Genomic DNA, 26070 nt, shown 5'->3' on the forward strand with positions numbered 1-26070 from the left:
ATGCCCGCATCCCGCACAGAGTCCGCCCCTGCCGACCACGGCCGCATCGAAGACGTCGATGTCTCGGCCGAGATGCAGGGGTCCTTCCTCGAATACGCGTATTCGGTGATCTACTCGCGCGCCCTGCCCGACGCGCGCGACGGCCTGAAGCCCGTCCAGAGGCGCATCCTCTTCCAGATGGCCGATATGGGCCTGCGGCCGGATCGCGGCCACGTCAAGAGCGCGCGCGTCGTCGGTGAGGTGATGGGAAAGCTCCACCCCCACGGCGACGCGGCCATCTACGACGCGCTCGTGCGGCTCGCGCAGCCGTTCTCGCTGCGCGTGCCGCTCGTCGACGGTCACGGCAACTTCGGCTCGCTCGACGACGGCCCCGCCGCGCCGCGCTACACCGAGGCGCGGCTCGCCCCCGCGGCCCTCGCGCTCACCGAGAACCTCGACGAAGACGTCGTCGACTTCATCCCCAACTACGACGGCCAGTTCCAGCAGCCCGAGGTGCTGCCCGCGGCGTTCCCGAACCTCCTCGTCAACGGGGCATCCGGCATCGCGGTCGGCATGGCGACCAACATGGCGCCGCACAACCTGGTCGAGGTGGTCGCTGCAGCGAACCATCTGCTCGAGAACCCGGATGCCACGGTCGAAGACCTCATGGAGTTCGTGCCCGGCCCCGACCTGCCCTCCGGCGGCGTCATCGTCGGCCTCGACGGCATCAAGGACGCGTACACGAGCGGCCGCGGCTCGTTCCGCACGCGTGCGAAGGTCTCGATCGAGCCGCTCGGACCGCGCCGCACGGGACTCGTCGTCACCGAGCTGCCCTACCTCGTGGGTCCCGAGCGGATCATCGAGAAGATCAAGGACGCGGTCAACAGCAAGAAGCTGCAGGGAATCGCCGACGTCACCGACCTGACCGATCGTCGCAACGGCCTTCGCCTCGTGATCGGCATCAAGACCGGGTTCGACCCGCAGGCCGTCCTCGAGCACCTGTACCGCCTGACGCCGCTCGAGGACTCGTTCGGCATCAACAACGTCGCCCTCGTGAAGGGGCAGCCGCAGACGCTCGGGCTCAAGGAGCTGCTGCGCGTCTACCTCGACCACCGCATCGAGGTCGTGACGCGCCGCAGCCGCTTCCGTCTCGCGCGTCGGCGCGAGCGCCTGCACCTCGTCGAGGGCCTCCTCATCGCGATCCTCGACATCGACGAGGTCATCCAGGTCATCCGCACGTCCGACGACGGCGATCAGGCACGCTCGCGCCTCATGACGGTGTTCGACCTGTCCGAGCCCCAGGCCGAGTACATCCTCGAGCTCCGTCTGCGTCGCCTCACGAAGTTCTCGCGCATCGAGCTCGAGCGCGAGCGCGACGAGCTTCAGGCCGAGATCGCGCGCCTCGAAGAGCTGCTCGGCAGCGACGTGCTGGTGCGGCAGCAGGTCGCCCGCGAGCTCGACGCCGTGGCAGAGACGTACGGCACGCCGCGGCGGACTCTGCTCATGAACGGCGGGCCGGTGCAGCCTCGGTCGCGTGCGGCCGCCTCCGCGGCAGATCTGCAGATCGCGGATGCCCCGTGCCGGGTCTTCCTCTCGGCGACCGGCCGCATGGTGCGCGCCGACCTCCGCCAGGGTGACGCCGCGGACGCCGGCAGCGGCATCGTGACGCCGTCGCGGCGGTACAAGCACGACGCGATCCGCTCGTCCGTCGACACGACGACGCGCGGCGACATCGGCGCCGTCACGACCGCGGGGCGCCTCATCCGCTTCTCCCCCGTCGACCTGCCGTCCGTTCCGGGCAACTCCGTGCAGCCCGCCGCCGGGACGCGGGCCGACCAGTACCTCGGGCTCTCGGGCGGCGAGCACGTCGTCGCGCTCGTGCCGCTCGCCGGCGAGCCGCCGATCGCGCTCGGCACGGGCCAGGGCGTCGTCAAGCGCGTGTCGGCGACCGAGCTCGGCAACAAGCACGACATCGAGATCATCGCCCTGAAGGACGGCGACACGGTCGTCGGCGCCGCGCCCGCGCCCGACGACGCGGAGCTCGTCTTCGTCACGAGCGACGCGCAGCTGCTGCGGTTCGACGCGTCCGCCGTGCGGCCGCAGGGGCGCTCGGCGGGCGGCATGGCGGGCATCCGGGTCGCCGCCGGCGAGAAGGTCGTGTTCTTCGGCGCGGTGCAGGCCGGGCCATCCGACACCGTCGTGGTCACGATCGCCGGCAGCACGCAGGCGCTCGCGGGCACGGACGCCGGAACCGCCAAGGTCTCGCTCTTCGACGAGTTCCCGCCGAAGGGCCGCGCGACGGGCGGCGTGCGCGCGCAGCGCTTCCTCAAGGGCGAAGACACGCTCGCCCTCGCGTGGATCGGCGACGAACCCCGTGCCGTGGGATCCGACGGCGGCGTTCGGGCGCTGCCGTCGGCGGGCGCGAAGCGCGACGCCTCGGGGCTGCCCCTCGACGGGGTCATCGCCGCGGTCGGCACCGTCGTCCGCTGACGCAGGCGGGGTTCGGGCGGCCCGCGCCTCGCCGCTCACACGCGACGGAACACCGCGAGGTCGTAGTCGATCCAGCCCTTGGCGAGACCCGTCTGCAGCGCCGTGCCTCCGATCAGCGGGTCAAGCCGTGTCGACCTCCACGGCAGGACGCCGAGCGGGGCGATGAGCGCCGCGATCGCCACGTCCCGCGGTCGGCGCAGCTCGAGATACGGCGTCAGTCGCTCGGCGGATACATGGACGAACCCGGCCCGTGCCGCCATCGCACGCAGCTCCTCGGGCGTGAGGAGCGTATTGGCGTGCCACCCTCGGACGAATCGCCGGAGCGTCCGTTCCGCCGCTGCGCTGTCGGTCGCACCCCTCATGTCGTCGCAGATCGCCAGTGCCCCACCGCGTCTCACGAGGCGGGCGCACTCCGCGAAGAAGCGCTCCGGGTCGGAGGCGTGCACGAATGACTCGATCGCGAACGCGACGTCCGCCCGCTCGAGGTCGGGCGGCAGGTCGGTGAAGTCGCCCTCCCGGCACGTGACGCGACCGTCGAGACCGAGCGCGGCGATCCGCTTCCGCCCGAGCTCCGCCTGCTCGGGGCTGAGCGTGATCCCGGTGCCGCGGATCGGAAGCCGCTCGGCGAGGTAGCAGAGGCTCGCGCCCACGCCGCACCCGAGATCCACGACGTGTGGCGTCTCAGCCTCGGCCGCGCACCTTCGGATCACGTCGGCGATCCGGTCCTCCACGTAGTGCAGGGCCTCCCGCCGCTCGGCGACGCCGGTGCCCCAAACGGCACGGTGGATCACGCCCTCGCCACCGCCGTGACCGTAGCGCAGGAACGCGCGGGTGTTGCGGTCGTAGTACCGGCGGATCGCCGCCGCGTCGAAGCCTGGCCGGTCGCTGCGCGTCGGAGGACCGGGCATGGCGTCAGACGTCGATGCGCTCGCGGTCGAGGCGCGTGCTCGAGTCGATGATGAACTCGCGGCGCGGAGCGACCTCGTTGCCCATGAGCAGTTCGAACACGGATGCCGCAGCCTCGGCATCCGTCAGATTCACGCGCCGCAGCAGACGGCCCGCCCGATCCATCGTCGTCGTCGCGAGCTGCTCGGCGTCCATCTCGCCGAGACCCTTGTAGCGCTGGATGGGCTCCTGCCACCGCTTGCCGGCCTTCGTGAGCTTCGCCAGCAGCGCGTGGAGCTCCTGCTCGCTGTAGGTGTAGATCGTCTCGTTGGGCTTCGAGCCGGGGTTCACGACGATGATGCGATGCAGCGGCGGCACCGCGGCGTACACGCGGCCCGCCTCGATGAGCGGTCGCATGTAGCGGAAGAACAGCGTGAGAAGCAGCGTGCGGATGTGGGCGCCGTCTACGTCGGCGTCGCTCATGAGGATGATCTTGCCGTAGCGGGCCGCGTCGAGATCGAACGTGCGGCCCGACCCCGCGCCGATCACCTGGATGATCGACGCGCACTCGGCGTTCGACAGCATGTCGCTGATCGACGCCTTCTGGACGTTGAGGATCTTGCCGCGGATCGGCAGCAGCGCCTGGTACTCGCTGTTGCGTGCGAGCTTCGCCGTGCCCAGGGCCGAGTCGCCCTCGACGATGAACAGTTCCGAGTCGCCGACGTCGTTCGAGCGGCAGTCGACGAGCTTCGCCGGGAGCGACGACGACTCGAGGGCGTTCTTGCGCCGCTGCGTCTCCTTGTGGGCGCGCGCCGAGATGCGCGCCTTCATCTCGGAGACCACCTTCTCGAGCAGCGCGGCCGTCTGGGCCTTGTCGTCGCGCTTCGTCGACGTGAACCGCGCGGTGAGCTCGCGCGAGACGACGTTCGACACGATCTGGCGCACGGCGGGGGTGCCCAGCACCTCTTTGGTCTGGCCCTCGAACTGCGGCTCGGGCACGCGCACGGTGAGCACGACGGTGAGACCCGCGAGCATGTCGTCCTTCTCGAGCTTGTCGTTGCCGACCTTGAGGCGCCGCGCGTTCTGCTCGACCTGCGATCGCAGCACCTTCATGAGACCCTGCTCGAACCCCTGCTGGTGCGTGCCGCCCTTGGGCGTCGCGATGATGTTGACGAACGAGCGCTGGACGGTCTCGTAGCCTGTGCCCCAGCGCACCGCGACGTCGACGTGGCACTCGCGCTGGACCTCGGTGGGGACCATCGCGCCCGACGGCTGGAGCACGGGGACTGTCTCGGTGAATGTGCCCTCGCCCGTGAGCCGCCACGTGTCGGTGACGGCGGAGTCGGGCGCGAGGAACTCGACGAACTCCGAGATGCCGCCGTCGTAGCGGAAGCTCGTCTCGACGGGCTCCTCGCCGCCGGCGGTGCGGCGCTCGTCGCGGATGACGATCTCGAGCCCCGGGACGAGGAAGGCGGTCTGGCGGGCGCGCTGCTCGAGCTCTTCGAGGTTGAACGCCGCGTCTTTCGTGAAGATCTGACGGTCGGCCCAATAGCGGATGCGGCTGCCGGTCACGCCCTTCCTGACCTTGCCGACCACGCGCAGCTCGCTGCTGTCTTCGAACGGGGTGAACGCCGAGTCGGGCGCGCCGTTCGCGAAGATACCGGGCTCGCCGCGGTGGAACGACATCGCCCACGTCTTTCCGTCGCGGTCGACCTCGACGTCGAGCCGCTCCGACAGTGCGTTGACGACGGAGGCGCCGACGCCGTGCAGGCCGCCGGATGCTGCGTACGACCCACCGCCGAACTTGCCGCCCGCGTGCAGCTTCGTGAAGACGACCTCGACGCCGGACAGGCCCGTGCGCGGCTCGATGTCGACCGGGATTCCGCGCGCACGGTCGCGCACCTCGACGCTGCCGTCGGTGTGGAGCACGATGTCGATGCGCGTGCCGTAGCCGCCGAGAGCCTCGTCGACGGCATTGTCGATGATCTCCCACAGGCAGTGCATCAGACCGCGCGAATCCGTCGAGCCGATGTACATTCCGGGGCGCTTGCGAACCGCCTCGAGACCCTCGAGCACCTGGAGATGATGGGCTGAGTACTCGGTGGTCACAATCCTCAAGCGTAACCGGGGCCACCGATGCTCCCGACCAGACACGCGCCGAGGCGCAAGGCCGTACGCGGTCAGCGAACTGTCACCCGTTCGCGGCATTCTCGAAACAAACCCGTGGTTGTATCTCATGACCGGTACGGAAGTTCTACGCATTCGAGGAGGCAAGAAATGAGCACATCGACACCGACTGAGGCCGCTGCCGTCCTCGAGTACCGTCTCAGCGCGATGGACCGCTGCGACTCCTGCGGCGCCCAGGCGTACATCGCCGCCGAGGTCAACGGCAGCGAACTGCTGTTCTGCGCGCACCACGGCCGCAAGTACGAAGAGAAGCTTCGCGCCGTCGCCACGACGTGGCACGACGAGACCGCCCGGCTCAACGAAACGGTCTGACTCAGCTCCCCCGGTACTCGCGCGGAACGCGCGGCGACATCCGCAGCGCGACCTCTTCGCCGATCGTCCCGATGAGTTCGGCGAGGTCAGTCGCGCTCGCGGCGGCTTCCCGCCCGAACACCTGCACGAGCTGACCGGGCGCGGCATCCGGCCACGACTCGACCGATGAACGACGCCCGCCGATCCGCGTCACCCGACGCGCGCCGGCGGGTGTCTCGACGTCGAAGCGACCGGCGAGCGTCGACGGCAGTCCGTCGAGCGAGCCCACGCCGATGACCACGGAGTCCCCATCCACGGCGACGACGGGCGCCCGCAGCGTCGCGATCGGACGGATGCCGAGCTCGGCATCGCTCGGCCCGCCGGCGGGACGGATGCCATAGCAGAATGCCCCGATGCGGCACAGGTCGTAGCGGAACTCTCCGCGCGCGAAGGATGCCGCGCTCGCCGCCAGGTGCCTGAGGGTCGGACGCAGCCCGGCTTCCTCGGCCTCTCGCACGGCGAGGTCGAACGCGGCGCGCGCGGCGTCGTCGTCGGCATCGGATGCCTCGGCGATGTGGCTCCACACGCCCACGACCTCGATCGCGCCGACGCGCTCCAGCTGCGCGGCACGCTCCACGAACGCGGGCCACTCCTCGGGCCGCACGCCGTTGCGATGCAGCCCCGAGTCGACCTTGAGGTGCACGCGAGTCCTCCCGCCGACGGCGGCGATCTCCTCGAGGAGCGCGGCGTCGCCGACCCCGAGATCGAGGTCCAGCTCCGCGACGCTGCGCAGCTCGTCCTCACCGAACGCGAGCCACACGAAGATGCGCGGCTCGTCGCCGAGCGCCTCCCGAACGGCCCGGCCCGTCGGCACGTCGAAGGCGCCGAACCACCGGACCCCCTCCTCCCACGCGCGCGTGACGACGGGCGGGATGCCGTGGGCGTACGCGTCGTCCTTCACGACGAGCATGACGTCGGCCGGCGCGACGCGTGAGCGCGCCGCCGCGACGTTGGCCGCGAAGGCGTCGAGATCCACCGTCAGGGTCGCCTCGCTCACTCGTGGTCCCTCCGCACACGCGCCCCGACCATGGCGACGAGCTCCGCGGCGGTCATGCCGGTCGAGCGCACCCACTCCTGCAGCGAGGGCTCGCCGCTGGCGGGGTCGCCGAAGAAGACCACCGGGTCACCGCGCCGGATCTCCGCCTCCTGGACGTCGACGACGCACACGTCCATCGCGACGCGACCGATGATCGGATGCAGCGCGCCCCCGACCCGCACGTTCGCCCGCTCTCCGAGCGCGCGAACGACCCCCTGTGCGTACCCGCCCGTCACCAGCGCGACGCGCGTGTCGTGCGCGGCGCGGTGGATGTAGCCGTAGGAGACTCCCTCCCCCGCCCGCAGGGGCTTGATCCCGAGGACCGTGCCGCTCAGCCGCATGACGGGAGCGCAGACGCCGTCCAGGCCGTACAGCGCGGCCGTGGCGAGCGTCGGCTCGCCGTCCGTCATCACGCGCAGGCGGCCGGCCGCCGCATCCGTCACCGCGTCGGCGAGGTCGGCGTCGGCGATCACGGCGTCGACGCCCGCATCGGCGAGGGTGCGCGCACACGCCGCCGCGCCGTGGCCGAGAGCGTCGTAACGGAGGTCGGCGATGCGATCGCCGGAAGGGACGGATGCCACGCCCGCCCGCGCGTTCGCCGCGAGAGCCGCGTGCGAGATCCGTGCCCGGGGCGCGCTGCCCGTCCGCGTCGAGGGATGCTCAGGATCGGCCGCGGTCACGCCTCTAGACTATCCGGGTCCCCACTCCCGACCCTGGAGCACGCATGCCTCGCAAGGGCCTCAGCCTCGCGCCTCGCCTTCGCTACCTCGCCGGACGCGCCCGCCGCATCGACGTCGGATCGGTGCTCGAGCGGGCCAAGGAGGTGTCGCAGACGCACGGCAAGTGGACCCCCGCCGTCGTCGTCGACATGCTGTGGTCCGCTGGATTCCGCCAGGTCGGGTTCCAGGACTACGTGGACTACGACTTCGCGATCCTCAGCAAGGCCGAGCGCGCGACCTACATGACCCACCCGGTGTCGAACGAGCTGTCGCAGAAGTACGACCACCCCGACTACCGCCACATCTTCCAGGACAAGGTCGAGTTCGACCGGGTCTTCAGCGACCACCTCGAGCGCGAGTGGATGGTCGTCGACGCGGGAAACGCGGATGCGGTCCGGGAGTTCACGCAGCGCCAGGGCACGATCGTGACGAAAGAGCCCGTGGGCCAGGCCGGCACGGGCGTGCACCGCTACCGCGCGGCCGAGATCGAGGACTGGGACGCGTTCCACCGCGGCCTGCTGGAGCGCGGAGAGCTGCTCATCGAAGAGGTGATCCGGCAGCATCCGGATATCGCCGCCGTCTGCCCCGGCACCGTCAACACAACGCGCGTCACGGCCTTCTTCGACGGCCAGAAGACGCACATCCTCGCGATGGCGCAGAAGTTCGGGCGCGGCGCGGTGAGCGACCAGATGACGTTCGGCGGCTTCTACACGATGCTCGACGATGCCGGACACGCAGTGGGCCCCGGCTACGACTCGCACGGCCACGTGCACGAGAGCCATCCCGACACGGGGTTCCGCATCGCGGACTTCCAGCTGCCGATGGTCGACGAGGTGAAGGCGTTCGTCGACCGGGTCGCGCGCGTCGTACCCCAGGTGCAGTACGTCGGGTGGGACATCGTCGTGACGCCCGACGGTCCCGTGCTCGTCGAGGGCAACTGGGGCGCGGGGGTGTACGAGAACAAGCCGAGCGTCACCGGCATCCGCACCGGTCACAAGCCCCGATATCGCGAGGCGATCGGGTTCTGACGCGGCGCTGACGCAGAAGGTCCGGCCCCGAGACGGGGACCGGGCCTTCTGCGTCAGCGGGTTCAGGTGGCGCGGACGATGCCGAGCGGCGTCGACTGGTGCCCCTGACCGAGCGGGTTGTCCTTCAGGATCCTGAGGAGCCGCTTCTCGCCGGTCTTGTCGAGCGTCGATCCGAGGATGTTGCCGCCGAGGTCGTTGATGTCGACGACGGCGACTTCGGATGCGCCGCCGAGCAGCTGCTTGAGGTGCGCGGCGACCTCGCGCGGGCGCTCCGGCCCGAGCACGACGGCCTTGTTGTACGGCGGGATCGTGCCGCTCGTGGGGCCGTCGATCGCCCTGGCCTTGTCACCCGCGATGCGGTAGAAGTCGCCCTTGCGTCCGAACGCCTTCGTGACGGCGGCGACCGCCGCCGCGAGCAGGATGCGCGGCGTACCGCACTCGCGCAGCGCCATCTCCATCGTCTCGGGCATGCCCAGGCCGATGCCGTACGGCGTGCGCGTGACGTACTTCGACAGGAAGTACGCGAGCTTGCGCGGCTTGATCTCTTCGACCAGGTACGAGCGGCCCTGTGTGATCGCGACGATCTTCTCCGTCACGAACAGGATGTCGCCCGGGCGCACCTCGGACTCGGCGTACTCGCGCACGAACGCGTCGAGATCGTCTCCGGGCATCACCACACGCGTCCGGATGGGGATGCGCGCGTAGCTCGAGCCGTCGACGGCGACGATGAGCGCCTTGCCGGCGTTCGCCTCGCCGCTCACTCGAGGTAGTCCCGCAGCGACTGCGAACGCGACGGGTGCCGCAGCTTGGCCATCGTCTTCGACTCGATCTGGCGGATGCGCTCACGCGTCACGCCGAACGTGTCGCCGATCTGGTCGAGCGTCTTCGGCTGGCCGTCGCCGAGACCGAAGCGCATGCGGATCACGCCCGCCTCGCGCTCGCTCAGCGAGTCGAGGAGCGACTCGAGCTGGCGCTGCAGCATCGTGAATCCGACCGCATCGGCGGGGACGACCGCCTCGGTGTCTTCGATCAGGTCGCCGAACTCGCTGTCGCCGTCCTCGCCGAGAGGCGTGTGAAGCGAGATCGGCTCACGGCCGTACTTCTGCACCTCGATGACCTTCTCGGGGGTCATGTCGAGCTCACGGCTGAGCTCCTCGGGCGTGGGCTCACGACCGAGGTCCTGGAGCATCTGGCGCTGCACGCGCGCGAGCTTGTTGATGACCTCGACCATGTGGACGGGGATGCGGATCGTGCGGGCCTGGTCGGCCATGGCACGGGTGATCGCCTGGCGGATCCACCACGTCGCGTACGTCGAGAACTTGAAGCCCTTCGTGTAGTCGAACTTCTCGACCGCACGGATTAGGCCCAGGTTGCCCTCCTGGATGAGGTCCAGGAACTGCATGCCGCGACCCGTGTAGCGCTTCGCGAGCGAAACGACCAGACGCAGGTTCGCACCCAGCAGGTGGGACTTCGCACGCTGACCGTCGCGGGCGACCCACTGCAGGTCGAGGCCCAGCTGGCTGGACTTCTCTTCCGGGGTCATCTTCGACAGCTTCTCTTCGGCGAAGAGGCCCGCCTCGATGCGCATCGCGAGCTCGACCTCTTCGGCCGCGTTCAGCAGCGGGACCTTGCCGATCTGCTTCAGGTAGTCCTTGACGGGGTCGGCGGTCGCTCCGGTGATCTGCGTCGAGTAGACGGGGATGTCGTCCTCGTCGGTCGACGAGATGACGATCGCGCCGGTGGGAAGCGGCTCCTGGAACGGTGCGGGCTTCTCCTCCTCGTCGTCGTCATCGTCGGAGGCCTCGGATGCCTCGGTCTCGGGCTCGCCGGCCTTGGCGCGGCGGCGCGTGGTCTTGGCCGCGGGCGCCTGTTCGGCCGCATCCGTCTCGTCGGCCTCGGCGTCTTCGGCATCGGCCTCGTCGACATCGGCATCGACCACGGCCTCGACGTCGTCCAGTTCGACATCGTCGAGCTCGACGTCTTCGATCTCGTCGACCTCTTCGTCGGCAGCGGCCTTGCCCTTGGGCGCGGCCTTCTTGGGAGACGCCTTCGCGGTGGACTTCTTGGCCGCGGTCTTGGTGGAAGCGGACTTCGCGGGTGCCTTGGCGGCGGTCGTCTTGCCCGCGGTGGTCTTCTTGGCGCCGGCCGTCTTCGAGCCCGGCTTCGTCGTCGTGCCCTTCTTCTCTTCGTCGGCGGCCGTCTCGGCGCTCTTCGCGCGCGAGCGAGCGGTCGTGTTGGTGGCTGCGGTCACGGTTCGCCTTTCAGTGGCGGCGGGTGTCTGTCGCCCCCCGGTCGATTTCGGACACTAGTAAGACCCTTGTCAAGTCCCTGCGCCTGCGAAACTCTCGCGGAGAGGGATGACAATGGGTCAGATCATCCATTCTCTCACACTTGGCGTGCGGTGCTGACGCGCAATGGACGCACTCAAGAGAACGCACGGGAGGCCTCCCGCATTCCCTTTCGGCGGGAGCGCGGCATCCGTCGAATACGCGTGTGAACGGCGTCAGCCCTTGTCGTCGTCGGCGCTCGGGCGCGACGCGAGGAAGCGCTCGAGCTCGGCCGCCAACTCGTCGGCGCTCGGCAGATCGCCCGTGTGGATCATCGGCGTCGCGAGGGTCGAGCCCGCCATGTAGGCGTCGTAGCGCTCCTCGAGGCCCTGAAGCATGTGGGAGAGCTCGTCGTTGCCGGAGACCTGCTCTTCGACGCGCGACAGGTAGTCGCGATTCTGGTCGCGCAGGTCGTCGCCCGCGAACACGAGCCCGGTCGCGACGGTCAGGCTGTCGAGCGCCGCGAGGATCGCTGCCGGGTAATCGGTGTCGCCGAGGTAGTGCGGAATGAGGAGCACGAACCCCGCCACCGCGGCGCCGGACTCGGCGAACCGGTATTCGAGCAGGTGGCCGACCGTGGCGGGGACCTGCGTGTGGGGCTTCCACACCGAATGCGCCTCGGTGAGGTCGGTGCGCGTCCCGCTCACCGTCGTGCCGATAGGCCGCGTGTGCGGCACGGGCATCGGGATCGCGTGCACCCAGGTGACGGTCGCCACCGAGTACGCGTGCGCGAGCTGAAGCACGGCCTCGGTGAACGCTTCCCACGCGAAGTCGGGCTCGTACCCGGCGAGCACGAGGAACGGCTGCCCGAGCGCGTCGTGCGCGAGCGAGAGCTCGAGCCGGGGCGGCTGGAAGTCGGTGAGGTGGTCGGCCTCGAACGAGATGATCGGCCGGCGAGCCCGGTAGTCGAGGAGGACGTCGTTCGAGAAGACGGCGAGCGGAATCGGGTCGAGCACCTCGCGCACATGCGAGATGAGCCCGCTCACGGCGCCGCCCGCGTCGGTGAATCCCGTCAGCGCGATCACGAGCGGGAGTCCCTGCGGAACCGACGGAGCCGATGCGCTGCGTTCGAAGAGGGGCGCGGACCACGGCATGCCTCCATGCTACGAGTCGCCCCGACACCCCCGGCGTCGCGCGATGCCGCTCACAGCGAACAGCGCCGCGCGAGAGCGAACCGCCCCGTACCTAGGATGGGAGCCATGTCGTTTCCCGACCTCGAGTACCGCACCGACCCTGTCCGAGATTCCGACGCCGACGCGATCCTCCTGGCACTCCCCCCACTGGACGACCTCGAGCTGGACGACTGGCCCGGCCTGCGAGACTCCCTTCTCGCCGTCGGCTTCACGGGTGCCCCGTCGTCCTTCCAGCGCGTGTCGGCCCCCGAGGCGACGTCGCTGCCCCTCGCGGTCGTAGGCACGGGAGCGTCGCCGGATGACTCGGCCCTCCGCGACGCGGTGGGTGCCGGCATCCGCACCCTCACCGGCTTCGAGCGCGTGGCCGTCGCCGCCCCCTTCGCGGATGCCGCGCAGTGGCGCCCGATCGCCGAGGGCGCCGCGCTCGGCGGTTACCGATTCGACGGCTACAAGTCCGAGGCGCCGAAGGCGCGCGCGTCCAAGGTCGTCGTGCACGGCGCATCCCAGGTCGGCGACGACGAGCTGGCGGCCGTGACCGCAGAGGCGGATGCCGTCGCCCTCGTCAAAGACCTCGTGACGACCCCCGCGCAGTGGCTCGGTCCGGCCGACTTCGCCGAGCGTGCCAGCGAGTCGGTCGAGGGTCTCCCGGTCACGGTCGAGGTGTTCGACGAGGACGCGCTGCGAGACGGCGGGTTCGGCGGGATCCTCGGGGTCGGGCAGGGCTCCGACCGTCCGCCCCGGCTCGTGCACCTCTCTTACTCGCCCGAGGGCGCGAGCACGCACGTGGCGCTCGTCGGCAAGGGCATCACGTTCGACACGGGCGGCCTCTCGCTCAAGCCCGCGGCCGGCATGGTCGGCATGAAGTACGACATGGCGGGCGCCGCGACGGCGCTCAGCGTCCTGCGGGCGGTCGCGACCCAGGCTCTCCCCGTGCGGGTGAGCGCGTGGCTGTGCATCGCCGACAACATGCCGTCGGGGCGCGCGACACGGCCCGGCGACGTGCTGCGCATGACCGACGGGACGACCGTCGAGGTGCTCAACACCGACGCCGAAGGACGCCTCGTCCTCGCCGACGGGCTCGCCGCGGCGAGCCGCGAGCATCCGGACATCCTCGTCGACATCGCGACGCTGACCGGGGCGATCTCAATCGCGCTCGGCACACGCCACGTGGGCGTGATGGGCGATGACGACACCGTCGCCGCGTACCTCGCCGTCGCGCGCGAAGTCGGTGAGCTCGCGTGGCAGCTCCCGCTGCCTGACCACATGGTCGAAGAGCTCGACTCCCCCATCGCCGACCTGCAGAACGCGAAGATCGGCGATACGGCGGGCGGGTCGCTGTTCGCGGGGCTCTTCCTGCGGCACTTCGTCGGGCGCGTGTCCGATGACGACGACGCCCCCCGCATCCCGTGGGTGCACCTCGACATCGCGAACGTCGGGATGAACAAGGGCGGCCCCTACGGATACACCGACAAAGGCCCGACGGGGGCGACGGTGCGGTCGCTCATCCGGTTCGTGGCGACGACCGCGAAGGAGGCCTGATGGCCGAGCACACATTCGACCTGGTCGTGCTGGGCGGCGGCAGCGGCGGATACGCCGCGGCGCTGCGGGCGGCAGAGCTCGGCAAGCGCGTGGCCCTCGTCGAGAAGGACAAGGTGGGCGGAACGTGCCTGCACCGCGGGTGCATCCCCACCAAGGCGCTCCTGCACGCCGGCGAGGTTGCTGACATCGCGCGCGACGCGTCGACGATCGGCATCCGCGCCACCCTCGAGGGCATCGACCCCGATGGCGTGCGCGCGTACCGCGAAGGGATCGTCGCGAAGAAGTACAAGGGTCTGCAGGGGCTCGTGAAGGCTCGCGGCATCACGGTCGTGGAGGGAGAGGGCCGCCTGGAGGCCGGTCCCGCGGTCCGCGTGGGCGACGACCTGTACCGGGGCACCGACGTCGTGCTCGCCACCGGTTCGTACACCCGCACGCTGCCGGGTCTCGAGCTCGGCGGACGCGTGATCGCGAGCGAGGAGGCACTCGAGCTGAGCGAGATCCCGTCGAGGGTCGTCGTCATCGGCGGCGGCGTCATCGGCGTCGAGTTCGCGAGCATCTGGCACTCGTTCGGCGCCGACGTGACGATCGTCGAGGCGCTCGACCGGCTCGTCCCGAACGAGGACCCGGCGCTGAGCAAGGCGCTCGAGCGCGCGTTCCGTCGCAAGGGCATCCTCGCGAAGACCGGCGTGAAGTTCAGCTCGGTGGAGCAGACGGATGCCGCGGCCGTCGTCACCCTCGAGGACGGCTCGACCGTCGAAGGCGACTACGTGATGGTGGCGGTCGGCCGCGGGCCGGCGACCGCGGGGCTCGGCTACGAAGATGCCGGCGTCGCGATCGATCGCGGGTTCGTCACGACCGACGACCGGCTGCGCACATCCGTACCCCATGTCTGGGCGGTCGGCGACATCGTTCCCGGCCTCCAGCTCGCGCACCGCGGCTTCCAGCAGGGCATCTTCGTCGCGGAGGAGATCGCGGGCCTCAAGCCCGTCGCGGTGCCCGAGAGCACGATCCCCCGCATCACCTACTGCAGCCCCGAGGTGGCCTCCGTCGGCCTCAGCGAGCCCCAGGCGGTCGAGGCGCACGGTGCCGACGCGATCATCTCGTACGAGTACAACCTCGCGGGCAACGGCCGCAGCGAGATCCTCGGAACGTCGGGCATCGTGAAGGTCGTCCGGGTGAAGGACGGCCCCGTCGTGGGAGTCCACCTGATCGGCGACCGTGTCGGCGAGCTCATCACCGAGGGTCAGCTCGCAGTCGCGTGGGAAGCCCACCCGGAAGACATCGCACCGTACGTCCACGCGCACCCCACTCAGAGCGAGGCCCTGGGTGAGGCGTTCCTCGCGCTGGCGGGCAAGCCGCTCCACGCGCTCTGAGATCGACGGCGCGTGCGGTCACTAAGCTAGACGAGACATCCACGTTCTGAAGGAGACAGTTTCATGAGCACTTCCGTGGTCCTCCCCGCGCTCGGAGAGAGCGTTACCGAGGGAACGGTCACCCGCTGGCTCAAGAAGGTCGGTGACACTGTCCAGGCCGACGAAGGTCTCCTCGAGATCTCGACCGACAAGGTCGACACCGAGATCCCCTCGCCCGTCAGCGGCGTCCTCGAAGAGATCCTCGTCCAGGAGGACGAGACGGTCGAGGTCGGCGCGGTCCTCGCGAAGATCGGCGACGGCTCGGGCGCTTCGACGGATGCCCCGGCCCCCGCCGCCGCGCAGCCCGAGGCCGAGGCGGCTCCCGCCGCCCAGGAGGCTCCGGCCGCCGAAGCCGCACCCGCGCCCGCCGCTGAGGCACCCGCCGCTGAGGCAGCTCCCGCTGCCGCGCCCGCGGAGGCTGCTCCCGCCCCGGCCGAGGCCGCACCGGCTCCGGCCGCGGAGGCTCCCGCCGCCGAGGCACCTGCCGCCGGCGCTCCCGCGCCTTCGGGCGAGGGCAAGGACGTCGTTCTCCCCGAGCTCGGCGAGAGTGTCACCGAGGGCACCATCACGCGGTGGCTGAAGAACGTGGGCGACTCGGTCGCGGTCGACGAGGCGCTTCTCGAGATCTCGACCGACAAGGTCGACACCGAGATCCCCTCGCCCGTCGCCGGTGTCGTACAGCAGATCTACGTGCAGGAGGACGAGACCGTCGCCGTCGGCTCGCCGCTCGCCCGCATCGGCGAAGGTGCGGCAGCCGCTCCCGCGGCGCCCGCTCCGGCGCCGGCCGAGGCCGCTCCCGCTCCTGCCGAGGCGCCGGCGCCCGCCGCCGAGCCCGCACCGGCCGCCCAGCCGGCCTCGCAGGCGCCCGCCGCTCCGGCTGCCGTGCCTGCTGAGGCACCGGCTCCGGCTGCCCAGCCCGCGCCTGCCGCTCAGGCACCCGCGCCCGCCCAGGCTGCGCCTGCCGCGCAGGCCGCTCCCGCGCCGCGTCCCGCGCCCGGTGGTGGCGACGACGACGGCATCCCGTATGTCACTCCGCTCGTCCGCCGCCTCGCCCAGCAGCAGGGTGTCGACCTCGCGACGGTGAAGGGCACGGGCGTCGGCGGACGCATCCGCAAGGAGGACGTGCTCAAGGCCGCGGAGGCGGCATCCGCTCCCGCCGCCGCCGCGCCGGCCGTTGCGAAGCGCGAGCCGCTCGAGGTGTCGCCGCTGCGCGGCACGACCCAGCCGATGTCGCGCCTGCGCAAGGTGCTCGCCGAGCGCGCGGTCGCGTCGATGCAGCAGACCGCGCAGCTGACCACGGTGGTCGAGGTCGACGTGACGAGGCTCGCGAACTTCCGCGACGCGGTCAAGGCGGACTTCCAGGCCAAGACGGGCGACAAGCTGTCGTTCCTCCCGTTCTTCGCGCTCGCCGCCGCGGAGGCGCTCCAGGCCTACCCCGTCGTCAACTCGACGGTCGACGGCACCGACATCGTCTACCCGGCGACGGAGAACCTGTCGATCGCCGTCGACACCGAGCGCGGCCTGCTGACGCCGGTGCTGCGCGACGCGGGTTCGAAGAACATCGCGCAGATCGCTCACGAGATCGCCGATCTCGCGACGCGCACGCGCGAGAACAAGCTGAAGCCCGACGAGCTCGCCGGCGGCACGTTCACGCTGACGAACACCGGTTCGCGCGGCGCGCTCTTCGACACTCCCGTCGTCTTCCTGCCGCAGACGGCGATCCTTGGCACTGGTGTCGTCGTCAAGCGCCCGGGTGTCGTGACCGTCGACGGCAAGGACGCGATCGCGATCCGCTCGTACGTCTACCTCGCGCTGTCGTACGACCACCGCGTTATCGACGGTGCGGACGCGGCCCGCTTCCTCGGCGCGGTCAAGGCCCGCCTCGAGGAGGCGGCGTTCGAGGACCAGCTCGGAGTCTGACCCCTCCCGCTCGAGTGATTGAGCCGCGACGCACACGCGTCGCGGCTCAATCACTCTCGACGTCGTAGACATCACGCAGCAGCCACCCCTCCCCTCCGCGGACGACCACGACGAGCTGCGCAGCGGATGCCCCATCGACCCGCTCGACGCGAAGCACCGCCACTCCCCCGAACTCGTCCACGAGCGAGAGGGACCGAGCGTCGGTCGGCAGATCGACAACCCCAGGCGGGAACGCTGCCGACGGATCCTCGACCACGTTCGAAAGGCAGTCCGCACCGCCGGCGCACGCCGACCGCGCACTCAACAGCTCGTTGGCGATCGTCACGAGATCACCGGGGGCGGGCTCCGGGGCCGCGGCGGCATCCGTCGATTCGCGGTCCGATGCGGCACCCTCGTCTGCGTCATCGGTCACAGCCTCCGACCCGTCTTCCACCCCGGGATCGGTGTTGCCTTCCGATGTCGCATCGTGCGGGCGCGGCGCGTCCTCGCCCCGTTCGCTCGGGGCAGAGACCGCGGGCACCTCTCCGCCGCCAGCATCGTCGGCCCCCGCGGGCCACACGAACCCACCCGTGACGATCGCGGCCGCGAGTCCCCCAGCGAGTAGCCACGGCTTGCGCCGACCACCCGACCCCACCGAGCGCAGTCTCCTCCACACGTCGGTGGCGACGCGGGACGCTGCGTCGCCGAGGTCGGCGTCGATGTGCCGCAGGATCGTCGCCAGCAGTCCGCGCGGCTCGTCTTCGGAGGATGCGATCGCCGAGCGTCGTCGTGTCCACGGTGCGTCGGCGGGAGCATCCGTCGTCGCCGTCGCTCGCGCACGGCGCGGGCCGAACACCGTCAGGGCGAGGGGCTCGGGTCGGGCCAGATCGAAGAGGCGCTGCTCGACCGCGTCGAGGTCTTGTCGCGACGGCCGCTCCGCGAGCACGGCCCGCACGGCTTCGTCGAGTGCTGCGGCAGCTCTCGGCGCTTCGAGCGCGCGAAGCAGCTCGGCGCTCGCCTGCGCGACCGTGTCGCCGGCGACCCCGCACGCGAAGAGCGGCCGACCCGTGTCGGTCACCCACCAGCGGCCGACGGCGCCACCGACCGGGGTGAGCTCCGCGAACCCGCGGACGACGCTCACGGCGAGCGTCACCGTCTCGCCGAGAGAGAGCGGCGCCCCCGACGCCTCACGGCGGCGCACGAAGGCATCCACGCGTTCGACGCACACCGGGACCACGACATCGTGACCCTCGACGCGCCGGATGAGGTCGAGCGCACCCAGGACGTGCCCCTCGGGGTCAGCCGACCATCCGGGCCACTCCGCACCGAAGCGCCGCGACTCGACGACCACGCAGGTGTGACCGGATGCCGCGCGCACGAGCGTGCCGGGCCACGGCGACTCGTCGCCGCCCGAGACCGTCCGCATCGGTCGGTAGGCCGCCATGAGGCGGTCATCGAGCAGGGCCTTCTCATCCACGTCTCGATGGTGCGCCGCATCCGTCGCCGCTCCGCTCACCACCCTCGGGGCTGTGGACGCGAGCGGCCGCACAGAGGCTGGGGAGGAGCCGAGGCGGGGGGCGCGAAAAGGTAGGCTTGAGGTCATGGCCGCCCGCACCACCGCACCCGAGAAGCGTCCCGGATTCTTCACCCAGCTGCGCTCGCTGTTCACGTTCACGCGCAAGGCGTTCCCGTGGCTCCCGTGGCTTCTCATCGGCATCCTGCTCGTGGGCGTCGGCGTCGGCCTCCTGGCCGGCTTCCTCGTCCAGCCCGTGGCCTGGTGGAGCGTTGTCCTGTGGACGATCACGGGCCTCATGCTGGGTGTGCTCGCGTCGCTCATGACGATGACGCGCCTGTCGACGGTCGCGATGTACCGCCAGATCGACGGCATGCCCGGAGCGACCGGTCACGTCCTGTCGACGTCGCTCGGCCGCAGATGGCAGGCGAGCGACATGCCGGTCGGCATCAACCCCAAGACGCAGGAGGCCGTCTACCGCGCCGTCGGCCGCGGCGGCGTCGTCATCGTCGGCGAGGGCTCGCGTGGCCGCCTCACGCGTCTCGTCAACGACGAGCGCTCCAAGGTCCAGCGCGTCGCCTCGGGCGTGCCGGTCACCGTCCTCTACGTCGGACACGGCGACGATGACGTGCCGATCGCGAAGCTCGCGTCGACGATCAAGGCGCTTCCGAAGAAGATCGACCGCGCGACGATGGCCGCAGTGATCAAGCGCATCGACTCGGTGTCGCAGTCCCTCACGTCGCTGCCGATCCCGAAGGGCATCGACCCGACGAAGGTCCGCGCTCCGCGCCCGCGCTGACCGCCGCGCGCTAAGCGCACAGCCGCGCGCTAGGCGCGCACGAGCACCGTACCCGCGGCCTTGTCGTGGAGTCCGCGCTGATCGGCGTCCCAGATGACTGCCGGGATGACGATGATGAGCAGCGCCGTGCGGATGATCGGGCGCCACAGGCCGACCCACGCACCGTCGACGCGCATGATCCGCAGTCCGAAGATCCGGTGGCCGGGACTCCCCTGGATCGTCGGAAGGAAGACGAGCTGGATCGCGGCGAAGATCGCGAGGATCGCGAGCGGATCCCAGGCGAAGAACCCGGAGATCAGGTAGGCCGCGCCGTAGTCGATGAACAGCGCGCCGACGCGTCGGCCGAGGCGCGCGATCGATCCGGGACCCTCTGCGGGAAGCCCGAGCCTCTCGCCGGGATACGAGGATTCGACGGGGGCATCAGGCACGTTTCCAGCCTACCCGGGGCCGACGCGCCCCCGATTCGCGGGCCCGACCGGCCCCGACGATGCGCACCCAGCCTGCCGTAACATCTCGGAAACATGGGGGACACTGCCGGGCAATGCCCTCTCGATACGGTCGTTGTGCGCCGGCAGGCGCGGTTCCCGAATGCCCTACCTCTGGAGTCTCCATGTTCAGTGATTCATCCGAGGTGCTGAAGTTCATCAAGGACGAGGACGTCAAGTTCCTCGACATCCGGTTCACGGATCTTCCTGGCGTGCAGCAGCACTTCAACATCCCGGCCTCGACCGTCGACGAGGACTTCTTCACCGTCGGACAGCTGTTCGACGGCTCGTCGATCCGGGGCTTCGCGAGCATCCATGAGTCGGACATGCAGCTCATCCCCGATGTGTCGACCGCGTACGTCGACCCGTTCCGCGACGAGAAGACCCTCATCATGGTCTTCGACATCTACAACCCGCGTAACGGCGAGATCTACGGCAAGGACCCGCGTCAGGTCGCCAAGAAGGCCGAGAAGTACCTCGCTTCGACCGGCATCGCCGACACCGCGTACTTCGCCCCCGAGGCCGAGTACTACGTCTTCGACGACGTCCGCTACGAGGTGCGCCAGGGCAAGAGCTACTACGAGGTCGACTCCGAAGAGGCCGCGTGGAACTCCGGCCGCGCCGAAGAGGGCGGCAACCTCGCCTACAAGACCCCCTACAAGGGCGGCTACTTCCCCGTCTCGCCGGTCGACAAGCACGCCGACCTGCGCGACGACATCGTGCTCAAGCTGATCCAGGCCGGGCTCGAGGTCGAGCGCGCCCACCACGAAGTGGGCACCGCCGGCCAAGCCGAGATCAACTACAAGTTCGACACGATGGTCCACGCGGCCGACGACATCCTGAAGTTCAAGTACATCGTCAAGAACACCGCGCTGCAGTGGGGCAAGACCGCCACCTTCATGCCGAAGCCGCTCTTCGGCGACAACGGCTCGGGCATGCACACGCACCAGTCGCTGTGGAACAACGGCCAGCCTCTGTTCTACGACGAGAAGGGCTACGGCGGCCTGTCCGACATCGCCCGCTGGTACATCGGCGGCATCCTCGCCCACGCCCCCGCGGTGCTCGCGTTCACGAACCCGACCCTCAACAGCTACCACCGCCTGGTGAAGGGCTTCGAGGCGCCGGTCAACCTCGTCTACTCGGCGGGCAACCGCTCGGCCGCCATCCGCATCCCGATCACGGGGTCGAACCCCAAGGCCAAGCGCATCGAGTTCCGCGCGCCGGATGCCTCGGGCAACCCGTACCTCGCGTTCGCCGCGCAGCTCATGGCCGGCCTCGACGGAATCAAGAACCGCATCGAGCCGCACGAGCCGGTCGACAAGGACCTCTACGAGCTTCCGCCCGAGGAGGCCAAGGGCATCCCGCAGGTGCCGAACTCGCTGCAGGACTCGCTCGACGCCCTCGCCGCCGACCATGCGTTCCTCACCGAGGGCGGAGTGTTCACGGAGGACCTGATCGAGACCTGGATCGAGTACAAGATCGAGAACGAGATCCAGCCGCTCGCCCAGCGTCCGCACCCGTTCGAGTACGAGCTGTACTTCGGCGTCTGAGTTCCAGCCCGAAGGGGCCCCGGGAGACCGGGGTCCCTTCGTCGTTTCGCGGGGGTGACGGATGCCGCGGCATCCGTCACCCCCGCACCAGGTCAGCCGTAGAACAGCTTCTCGAACACGCGCCGCGCGCGGCGCGACGTGCCCAGCCAGTCCTCCTCGACGCGCGACGCCGAGCGCGGGGGGTAGCCGAGGAGACGCCCGATGCCGTCGAGCTTCTGGCGGTCGACGGGCAGCACGTCGCTCGTCTGCCCGGACAGGAGCGTGTTCGCCGAGCGGAGCCGGCTCGCCAGGCGCCACGCAGCGGAGAGGCGATCTGCGGCGGTGTCGGTGATGAGCTCCGCGCGCTCGGCGGCCTTCAACGCCCCCGTCGTCGACGCGGTGCGCAGCTCGGGGATCGCGTGGGCGTGCTGGAGCTGGATCAGCTGCGCGAGCCACTCGACGTCGCTGAGGCCGCCCGGCCCGAGCTTGAGGTGGCGCGTCGGGTCGACGCCCTGTGGAAGGCGCTCCGCCTCGACGCGCGCCTTGATGCGCTTGATCTCGCGCAGGCCGTGCGGGTCGACGTTCGCCGGGTAGCGCACCTCGTCGGCGAGCTCGGTGAACGCGGTGATGAGCTTGATGCTTCCCGCGATGCCGCGGGCGCGCAGAAGGGCCTGCGCCTCCCAGGACAGCGACCAGCGGCGGTAGTACTCGGCGTAGGAGTCGATCGACCGCACGAGCGGCCCGTTGCGTCCTTCCGGGCGCAGATCCGCGTCGAGGTCGAGCGGCACGCGGTGGTCCTCGGAGTGCCGACGCAGAGCGGCGACGAGCTGCAGCGACAGCTCGTGGGCACGCTGGGGGTCGACGCCGTTCGGCCGGTACACGTACATGACGTCGGCATCCGACCCGAAACCCAGCTCACCTCCGCCGAAGCGTCCCATCGCGATGATCGAGAAGTCGAGCGCCTCGTCTTCCGGCGGCACGATCTCGCGCCGCACCGCACGCAGCATCGCCTGGATCGTCACCTCGGTGATGGTCGTGAGCGCCGCGGCGATGTCGTCGATCGACAGGACGTCCAGGAGGGCGCCCATCGCGGTGCGGAGCAGCTCGCGGCGGCGCAGCGCCCGCACGGATCGCATCGCGTCGTCGACGGTCGCATGACGACGCTGGATCGCACGGGCTTCCTCCTGCAGCGCCACACCGGTCCGTGGCCGCAGCTGCTCTCCGTCGGCCAGCCACGCGGCCGACTCGGGGATCCACTCCATGAGCTCGCCGATGTAACGGGATCCCGACAGCACGCGCGTGAGGCTCTCCGCCGCGCCGGACGAGTCGCGCAGCATCCGCAGGAACCAATGCGTGTCGCCGAGGCGCTCGCTGATCCGGCGGAACGCGAGCAGTCCGTAGTCGGGGTCGACGCCGTCGGCGAACCACCGGATCATGACGGGCATGAGGTGACGCTGGATCGTGGCCTTGCGGCTGAGACCCGCGGTGAGCGCCGCGATGTGACGGAGGGCGCCGGCCGGGTCGGTGAAGCCGATCGCCGCGAGACGGTCATGCGCCTGCTCGGTCGACAGCACACGCTCTTCGGCCGGGAGCGCGGCCACCGCCGACAGTAGAGGGCGATAGAAGAGGCGCACGTGGATGTCGCGCACCTCGCGCTTGATCGCCTCCCACTGCTCCCGCACGGCGTCGCCGGTCTCGGCGAGGCCCGTCGCGCGAGCGAGCACGCGCAGCTCCTCAGGCCGCGACGGCATGAGGTGCGTGCGACGCAGATTGCGCAGCTGCACGCGGTGCTCGAGCAGACGCAGCACGCGGTAGTCGCGAGAGAACGCGGCCGCCTCGGCCCGCCCGATGTAACCCTCCGCCACGAGTGCGTCGAGCGCCTCGAGCGTGCCGCGCTGGCGGATGCGGTCGTCGCTCAGGCCGTGGACGAGCTGCAGCAGCTGGACGGTGAACTCGATGTCGCGGATGCCGCCGGGCCCGAGCTTGAGCTGATACGGCGCGTCCGCCGCGGGGATGTGCTCGGTCACCCGTTCGCGCATGCGCTGCACGCTGTCGACGAAGTTCTCGCGCGCTGCGCTGGTCCATACCTTCGGCTGCACGGCGCGCACGTACTCCTCGCCCAGCGCGGTGTCGCCGGCGAGCGGCCGGGCCTTGAGCAGCGCCTGGAACTCCCAGCTCTTCGCCCACCGGTCGTAGTACGCGAGGTGCGAGTCGAGCGTGCGCACGAGCGCACCCTGCTTGCCTTCCGGACGCAGGTTCGCGTCGACCTCCCACAGCGGCGGCTCCACCTCGATGCCCGAGATGCCGCGCATCGTCTGCACCGCGAGGCGCGTCGCGATGTCGACGACGCGGCTCTCGCCGATCTCCTCGAGCAGCGCGTCGTCGGCGCCGGCCACGAAGATGACGTCGACGTCGCTCACGTAGTTGAGCTCGCGCGCCCCCGCCTTGCCCATGCCGATGATGGCGAGCGACGTGCGCGCGACCTGCTCGCGTGGGAACAGGCCGGCGGCGCCGACTCCGCGCGACACGCGCACCCGGGCAACGCTCAGCGAAGCCTCCAGCGCGGCCCCCGCGGCATCCGCCAGCGCAGCCGCCGCCCCGGCCACCTCGTCGACCGGCGACGCGCTCAGCAGGTCGTACGCGGCAATGCGGGCCAGCATGCGGCGGTACCGCACGCGCAGCGCGACCCACGCCTCGTCTCCCCCGGCCTCGGCGAAGCCGTCCACCGAGCCGACCGCGTCCAGCAGTTCGGTGCGCAGCTCGTCGGCCGTCGGGAGCCGCTGCCCCTGCCCCGCGAGCGCGGACACCTCATCCGGATGCCGCAGGAAGAAGTCCGCGAAGCCGGTCGACGCCCCCACGAGCGACCATAGCGCCGCCCAGCCGTGGCCGTCACGGCGCAACCCGCGGATGGGCCCGGGGTCGCGGCGCGCGATGCGCAGCAGGGCTGCGACCGCGGCATCCGGATCGGCCGCCCGACTCGCGCCGTCGATCAGATCCTCCCTCGCCGCGCCGATGAGTTCACCGAGCTCGGTCAGCTCGGCGTCGGCGCTCCCCAGCTCACTGAAGCCGAGGCGGGCGAGTTCGGTGAGGGGTCCGGACCGATCGAGCGACATGCGGTGCGGGTCAGAGCATCTCGAGGTTGCTCTTCAGCTCGAAGTGGGTGACCTGCGAGCGGTACTCCTGCCACTCCTTGCGCTTGTTGAGCAGCACGTAGTTGAAGACCTGCTCGCCGAGCGTCTCGGCGACGAGCTCGGACTCCTCCATGTACTCGAGGGCGTGGTCGAGGCTCGCGGGCAGCGGCGCGTAGCCGAGGGCGCGGCGTTCGGCATCCGTCAGCGACCACACGTTGTCCTCCGCCTCGGGCGGCAGCTCGTAGCCCTCCTCGATGCCCTTGAGGCCCGCGGCCAGCATGAGGGCGAATGCGAGGTACGGGTTCGTGGCGGAGTCCAGCGCGCGGTACTCGACGCGCGACGACTGGCCCTTGTTCGGCTTGTAGAGCGGGACCCGCACGAGCGCCGAGCGGTTGTTGTGGCCCCAGCAGATGAAGCTGGGCGCCTCGTCGCCGCCCCACAGGCGCTTGTAGGAGTTGACGAACTGATTCGTGACGGCCGAGATCTCGTTCGCGTGGCGAAGGAGTCCGGCGATGAACTGGCGGCCGATCTTCGAGAGCTGGTACTGCGCGCCCTCTTCATAGAACGCGTTGACGTCGCCCTCGAACAGCGACATGTGCGTGTGCATGCCGCTGCCGGGCTGACCGCCGAGGGGCTTCGGCATGAACGTGGCGTAGACGCCCTGCTCGATCGCGACCTCTTTGATGACGGTGCGGAACGTCATGATGTTGTCGGCCGTCGCGAGGGCGTCCGCGTACCGCAGGTCTATCTCGTTCTGGCCGGGGCCGCCCTCGTGGTGGCTGTACTCGACCGAGATGCCGAGGTCTTCCAGCATCCGCACCGAGCGTCGGCGGAAGTCGTGAGCCGTGCCTCCCGGCACGTTGTCGAAATAACCGGCGGAGTCGACGGGCTCCGGGCCGTCGGGTCCGAACGACGACGACTTGAGCAGGTAGAACTCGATCTCGGGGTGCGTGTAGAACGTGAATCCCGCATCGGCGGCCTTCGCGAGCGCGCGCTTGAGCACGTGGCGCGGGTCGGCGACGGCGGGCTGCCCGTCGGGAGTCGTGATGTCGCAGAACATGCGCGCGGTCGGGTCGATCTCGCCGCGCCACGGGAGGATCTGGAACGTCGTGGGATCCGGGTGCGCAAGCAGGTCGGACTCGTACGACCTGGTGAGCCCTTCGATCGCGGAGCCGTCGAACCCGAGGCCCTCGGCGAAGGCGCCCTCGACCTCGGCCGGGGCGATCGCCACCGACTTGAGCGTTCCGATCACGTCCGTGAACCACAGACGCACGAACTTGACGCCGCGCTCCTCGATCGTGCGCAACACGAAGTCCCGCTGCTTGTCCATCGCATCCTCTCCCGGCCCGCTGGGCCCCCGGCCAGACTACTTGTCCGCGTCGCCGCGTCCGGCGTCGTCGGCCCCCGCCCCGCGGGCCGATCCGCCCCAGCCGTCCTCGCGGGCCTCCTCCTCGGCCCAGGCCTTCGAGCGCTCCTTGAGGAGCCGCGGCGCGTCGGCAGCCTCCTCGTAGGTGTCGAACGGGCCCGCGCGATCGACGGCCGGCGACTCGAAGCCCTTCTCGACCTTGCCGGTCGCGAACACGTACCAGTACTTCTCTTCGCCGCTCGTCACGTCAGCCTCCGTCGGT

20 protein-coding genes are annotated in these 26070 nt (G+C 70.3%); 8 read left to right on the plus strand and 12 right to left on the minus strand.

Annotated features, from left to right (window positions below; genetic code table 11):
* Positions 1-2469: a DNA gyrase/topoisomerase IV subunit A gene (locus BJ991_RS12425; protein ID WP_179490446.1), complete on the plus strand. Its 2469-nt coding sequence runs from the start codon at positions 1-3 to the stop codon at positions 2467-2469.
* Between the two features lie 35 nt (positions 2470-2504).
* Here BJ991_RS12425 and BJ991_RS12430 read toward each other — a convergent pair whose 3' ends face one another.
* Both BJ991_RS12430 and BJ991_RS12435 read right to left on the minus strand, forming a co-directional pair.
* The gene (locus tag BJ991_RS12430) at positions 2505-3377 is read right to left on the minus strand and encodes an SAM-dependent methyltransferase (RefSeq protein WP_179490448.1); all 873 of its coding nucleotides are present in this window, start codon (positions 3375-3377) and stop codon (positions 2505-2507) included.
* Positions 3378-3381: 4 nt separating this feature from the next.
* Positions 3382-5463 carry a DNA gyrase/topoisomerase IV subunit B gene (locus BJ991_RS12435; RefSeq protein WP_484502630.1) on the minus strand — a complete coding sequence of 694 codons (2082 nt, stop codon included), beginning with the start codon at positions 5461-5463 and terminating at the stop codon, positions 3382-3384.
* Between the two features lie 168 nt (positions 5464-5631).
* On the opposite strand from BJ991_RS12435, the gene BJ991_RS12440 reads away from it, so the two are divergent.
* A complete protein-coding gene (locus BJ991_RS12440) occupies positions 5632-5853 on the plus strand; it encodes a DUF7455 domain-containing protein (RefSeq protein WP_179490452.1) in 222 nt (73 codons plus the stop codon).
* Position 5854: 1 nt separating this feature from the next.
* Here BJ991_RS12440 and BJ991_RS12445 read toward each other — a convergent pair whose 3' ends face one another.
* Entirely contained in the window at positions 5855-6889 is a 1035-nt protein-coding gene (locus tag BJ991_RS12445; protein WP_343048747.1) for an alanine racemase, read from the minus strand.
* Complete coding sequence (locus BJ991_RS18850; protein WP_343048748.1) at positions 6886-7608, minus strand: alanine racemase C-terminal domain-containing protein; 723 nt, start codon at positions 7606-7608, stop codon at positions 6886-6888. Before BJ991_RS18850 ends, BJ991_RS12445 begins: the two co-directional genes overlap by 4 nt.
* A gap of 44 nt (positions 7609-7652) precedes the next feature.
* On the opposite strand from BJ991_RS18850, the gene BJ991_RS12455 reads away from it, so the two are divergent.
* Positions 7653-8675, plus strand: a complete 1023-nt coding sequence (locus tag BJ991_RS12455; RefSeq protein ID WP_179490454.1) for a sugar-transfer associated ATP-grasp domain-containing protein — start codon at positions 7653-7655, stop codon at positions 8673-8675.
* A 62-nt stretch (positions 8676-8737) separates the two neighbouring features.
* Here BJ991_RS12455 and BJ991_RS12460 read toward each other — a convergent pair whose 3' ends face one another.
* From BJ991_RS12460 to BJ991_RS12470, 3 genes are all read right to left on the minus strand, one after another.
* Positions 8738-9436, minus strand: a complete 699-nt coding sequence (locus BJ991_RS12460; RefSeq protein ID WP_179490456.1) for a coenzyme F420-0:L-glutamate ligase — start codon at positions 9434-9436, stop codon at positions 8738-8740.
* Positions 9433-10926 (minus strand): RNA polymerase sigma factor, encoded by a 1494-nt coding sequence (locus tag BJ991_RS12465; RefSeq protein ID WP_179490458.1) that lies wholly within the window; start codon positions 10924-10926, stop codon positions 9433-9435. Before BJ991_RS12465 ends, BJ991_RS12460 begins: the two co-directional genes overlap by 4 nt.
* A 252-nt stretch (positions 10927-11178) precedes the next feature.
* Positions 11179-12096: a proteasome assembly chaperone family protein gene (locus BJ991_RS12470; protein WP_179490460.1), complete on the minus strand. Its 918-nt coding sequence runs from the start codon at positions 12094-12096 to the stop codon at positions 11179-11181.
* A gap of 105 nt (positions 12097-12201) precedes the next feature.
* Here BJ991_RS12470 and BJ991_RS12475 point away from each other — a divergent pair, with 105 nt between their 5' ends.
* The 3 genes from BJ991_RS12475 (at position 12202) to sucB (ending at position 17006) form a co-directional block, all read left to right on the plus strand.
* Positions 12202-13674 carry a leucyl aminopeptidase gene (locus BJ991_RS12475; protein WP_179490462.1) on the plus strand — a complete coding sequence of 491 codons (1473 nt, stop codon included), beginning with the start codon at positions 12202-12204 and terminating at the stop codon, positions 13672-13674.
* Positions 13674-15047, plus strand: coding sequence for a dihydrolipoyl dehydrogenase (gene lpdA / locus BJ991_RS12480; RefSeq protein WP_179490464.1), 1374 nt, complete (start codon positions 13674-13676; stop codon positions 15045-15047). Before BJ991_RS12475 ends, lpdA begins: the two co-directional genes overlap by 1 nt.
* A 63-nt stretch (positions 15048-15110) precedes the next feature.
* Positions 15111-17006, plus strand: a complete 1896-nt coding sequence (sucB, locus tag BJ991_RS12485) for a 2-oxoglutarate dehydrogenase, E2 component, dihydrolipoamide succinyltransferase (RefSeq protein ID WP_179490466.1) — start codon at positions 15111-15113, stop codon at positions 17004-17006.
* 46 nt (positions 17007-17052) lie between these two features.
* Here the strand turns inward: sucB and BJ991_RS12490 are convergent, their stop codons facing one another.
* Complete coding sequence (locus tag BJ991_RS12490) at positions 17053-18462, minus strand: hypothetical protein (protein WP_179490468.1); 1410 nt, start codon at positions 18460-18462, stop codon at positions 17053-17055.
* Between the two features lie 124 nt (positions 18463-18586).
* Here BJ991_RS12490 and BJ991_RS12495 point away from each other — a divergent pair, with 124 nt between their 5' ends.
* Entirely contained in the window at positions 18587-19297 is a 711-nt protein-coding gene (locus tag BJ991_RS12495) for a DUF4191 family protein (protein WP_179490470.1), read from the plus strand.
* A 29-nt stretch (positions 19298-19326) separates the two neighbouring features.
* Here BJ991_RS12495 and BJ991_RS12500 read toward each other — a convergent pair whose 3' ends face one another.
* Positions 19327-19725 carry an RDD family protein gene (locus BJ991_RS12500; protein WP_179490472.1) on the minus strand — a complete coding sequence of 133 codons (399 nt, stop codon included), beginning with the start codon at positions 19723-19725 and terminating at the stop codon, positions 19327-19329.
* Positions 19726-19907: 182 nt separating this feature from the next.
* Between BJ991_RS12500 and glnA (BJ991_RS12505) the strand changes: the two genes are divergently transcribed.
* Positions 19908-21332 (plus strand): type I glutamate--ammonia ligase, encoded by a 1425-nt coding sequence (glnA, locus tag BJ991_RS12505; protein ID WP_179490474.1) that lies wholly within the window; start codon positions 19908-19910, stop codon positions 21330-21332.
* Between the two features lie 92 nt (positions 21333-21424).
* Here the strand turns inward: glnA (BJ991_RS12505) and BJ991_RS12510 are convergent, their stop codons facing one another.
* The 3 genes from BJ991_RS12510 to BJ991_RS12520 are packed head-to-tail and all read right to left on the minus strand — an operon-like array spanning position 21425 to position 26054.
* Positions 21425-24424, minus strand: coding sequence for a bifunctional [glutamine synthetase] adenylyltransferase/[glutamine synthetase]-adenylyl-L-tyrosine phosphorylase (locus BJ991_RS12510; protein ID WP_179490476.1), 3000 nt, complete (start codon positions 24422-24424; stop codon positions 21425-21427).
* Between the two features lie 10 nt (positions 24425-24434).
* Positions 24435-25772, minus strand: a complete 1338-nt coding sequence (glnA, locus tag BJ991_RS12515; RefSeq protein ID WP_179490478.1) for a type I glutamate--ammonia ligase — start codon at positions 25770-25772, stop codon at positions 24435-24437.
* Positions 25773-25808: 36 nt separating this feature from the next.
* A complete protein-coding gene (locus BJ991_RS12520) occupies positions 25809-26054 on the minus strand; it encodes an SPOR domain-containing protein (RefSeq protein WP_179490480.1) in 246 nt (81 codons plus the stop codon).
* Positions 26055-26070 lie beyond the last annotated feature (16 nt).

It is taken from the genome of Microbacterium immunditiarum (genome assembly GCF_013409785.1).
Taxonomy (GTDB): Bacteria; Actinomycetota; Actinomycetes; order Actinomycetales; family Microbacteriaceae; genus Microbacterium; species Microbacterium immunditiarum.

Excerpts from the sequence above, each read along its gene's own strand:
- BJ991_RS12425 (WP_179490446.1), top strand. The coding sequence starts at position 1 with ATGCCCGCATCCCGCACAGAGTCCGCCCCTGCCGACCACGGCCGCATC.
- BJ991_RS12430 (WP_179490448.1), bottom strand. The coding sequence starts at position 3,377 with ATGCCCGGTCCTCCGACGCGCAGCGACCGGCCAGGCTTCGACGCGGCG.
- BJ991_RS12440 (WP_179490452.1), top strand. The coding sequence starts at position 5,632 with ATGAGCACATCGACACCGACTGAGGCCGCTGCCGTCCTCGAGTACCGT.
- BJ991_RS12455 (WP_179490454.1), top strand. The coding sequence starts at position 7,653 with ATGCCTCGCAAGGGCCTCAGCCTCGCGCCTCGCCTTCGCTACCTCGCC.
- BJ991_RS12470 (WP_179490460.1), bottom strand. The coding sequence starts at position 12,096 with ATGCCGTGGTCCGCGCCCCTCTTCGAACGCAGCGCATCGGCTCCGTCG.
- BJ991_RS12475 (WP_179490462.1), top strand. The coding sequence starts at position 12,202 with ATGTCGTTTCCCGACCTCGAGTACCGCACCGACCCTGTCCGAGATTCC.
- lpdA (WP_179490464.1), top strand. The coding sequence starts at position 13,674 with ATGGCCGAGCACACATTCGACCTGGTCGTGCTGGGCGGCGGCAGCGGC.
- sucB (WP_179490466.1), top strand. The coding sequence starts at position 15,111 with ATGAGCACTTCCGTGGTCCTCCCCGCGCTCGGAGAGAGCGTTACCGAG.
- BJ991_RS12495 (WP_179490470.1), top strand. The coding sequence starts at position 18,587 with ATGGCCGCCCGCACCACCGCACCCGAGAAGCGTCCCGGATTCTTCACC.
- glnA (WP_179490474.1), top strand. The coding sequence starts at position 19,908 with ATGTTCAGTGATTCATCCGAGGTGCTGAAGTTCATCAAGGACGAGGAC.
- BJ991_RS12510 (WP_179490476.1), bottom strand. The coding sequence starts at position 24,424 with ATGTCGCTCGATCGGTCCGGACCCCTCACCGAACTCGCCCGCCTCGGC.
- glnA (WP_179490478.1), bottom strand. The coding sequence starts at position 25,772 with ATGGACAAGCAGCGGGACTTCGTGTTGCGCACGATCGAGGAGCGCGGC.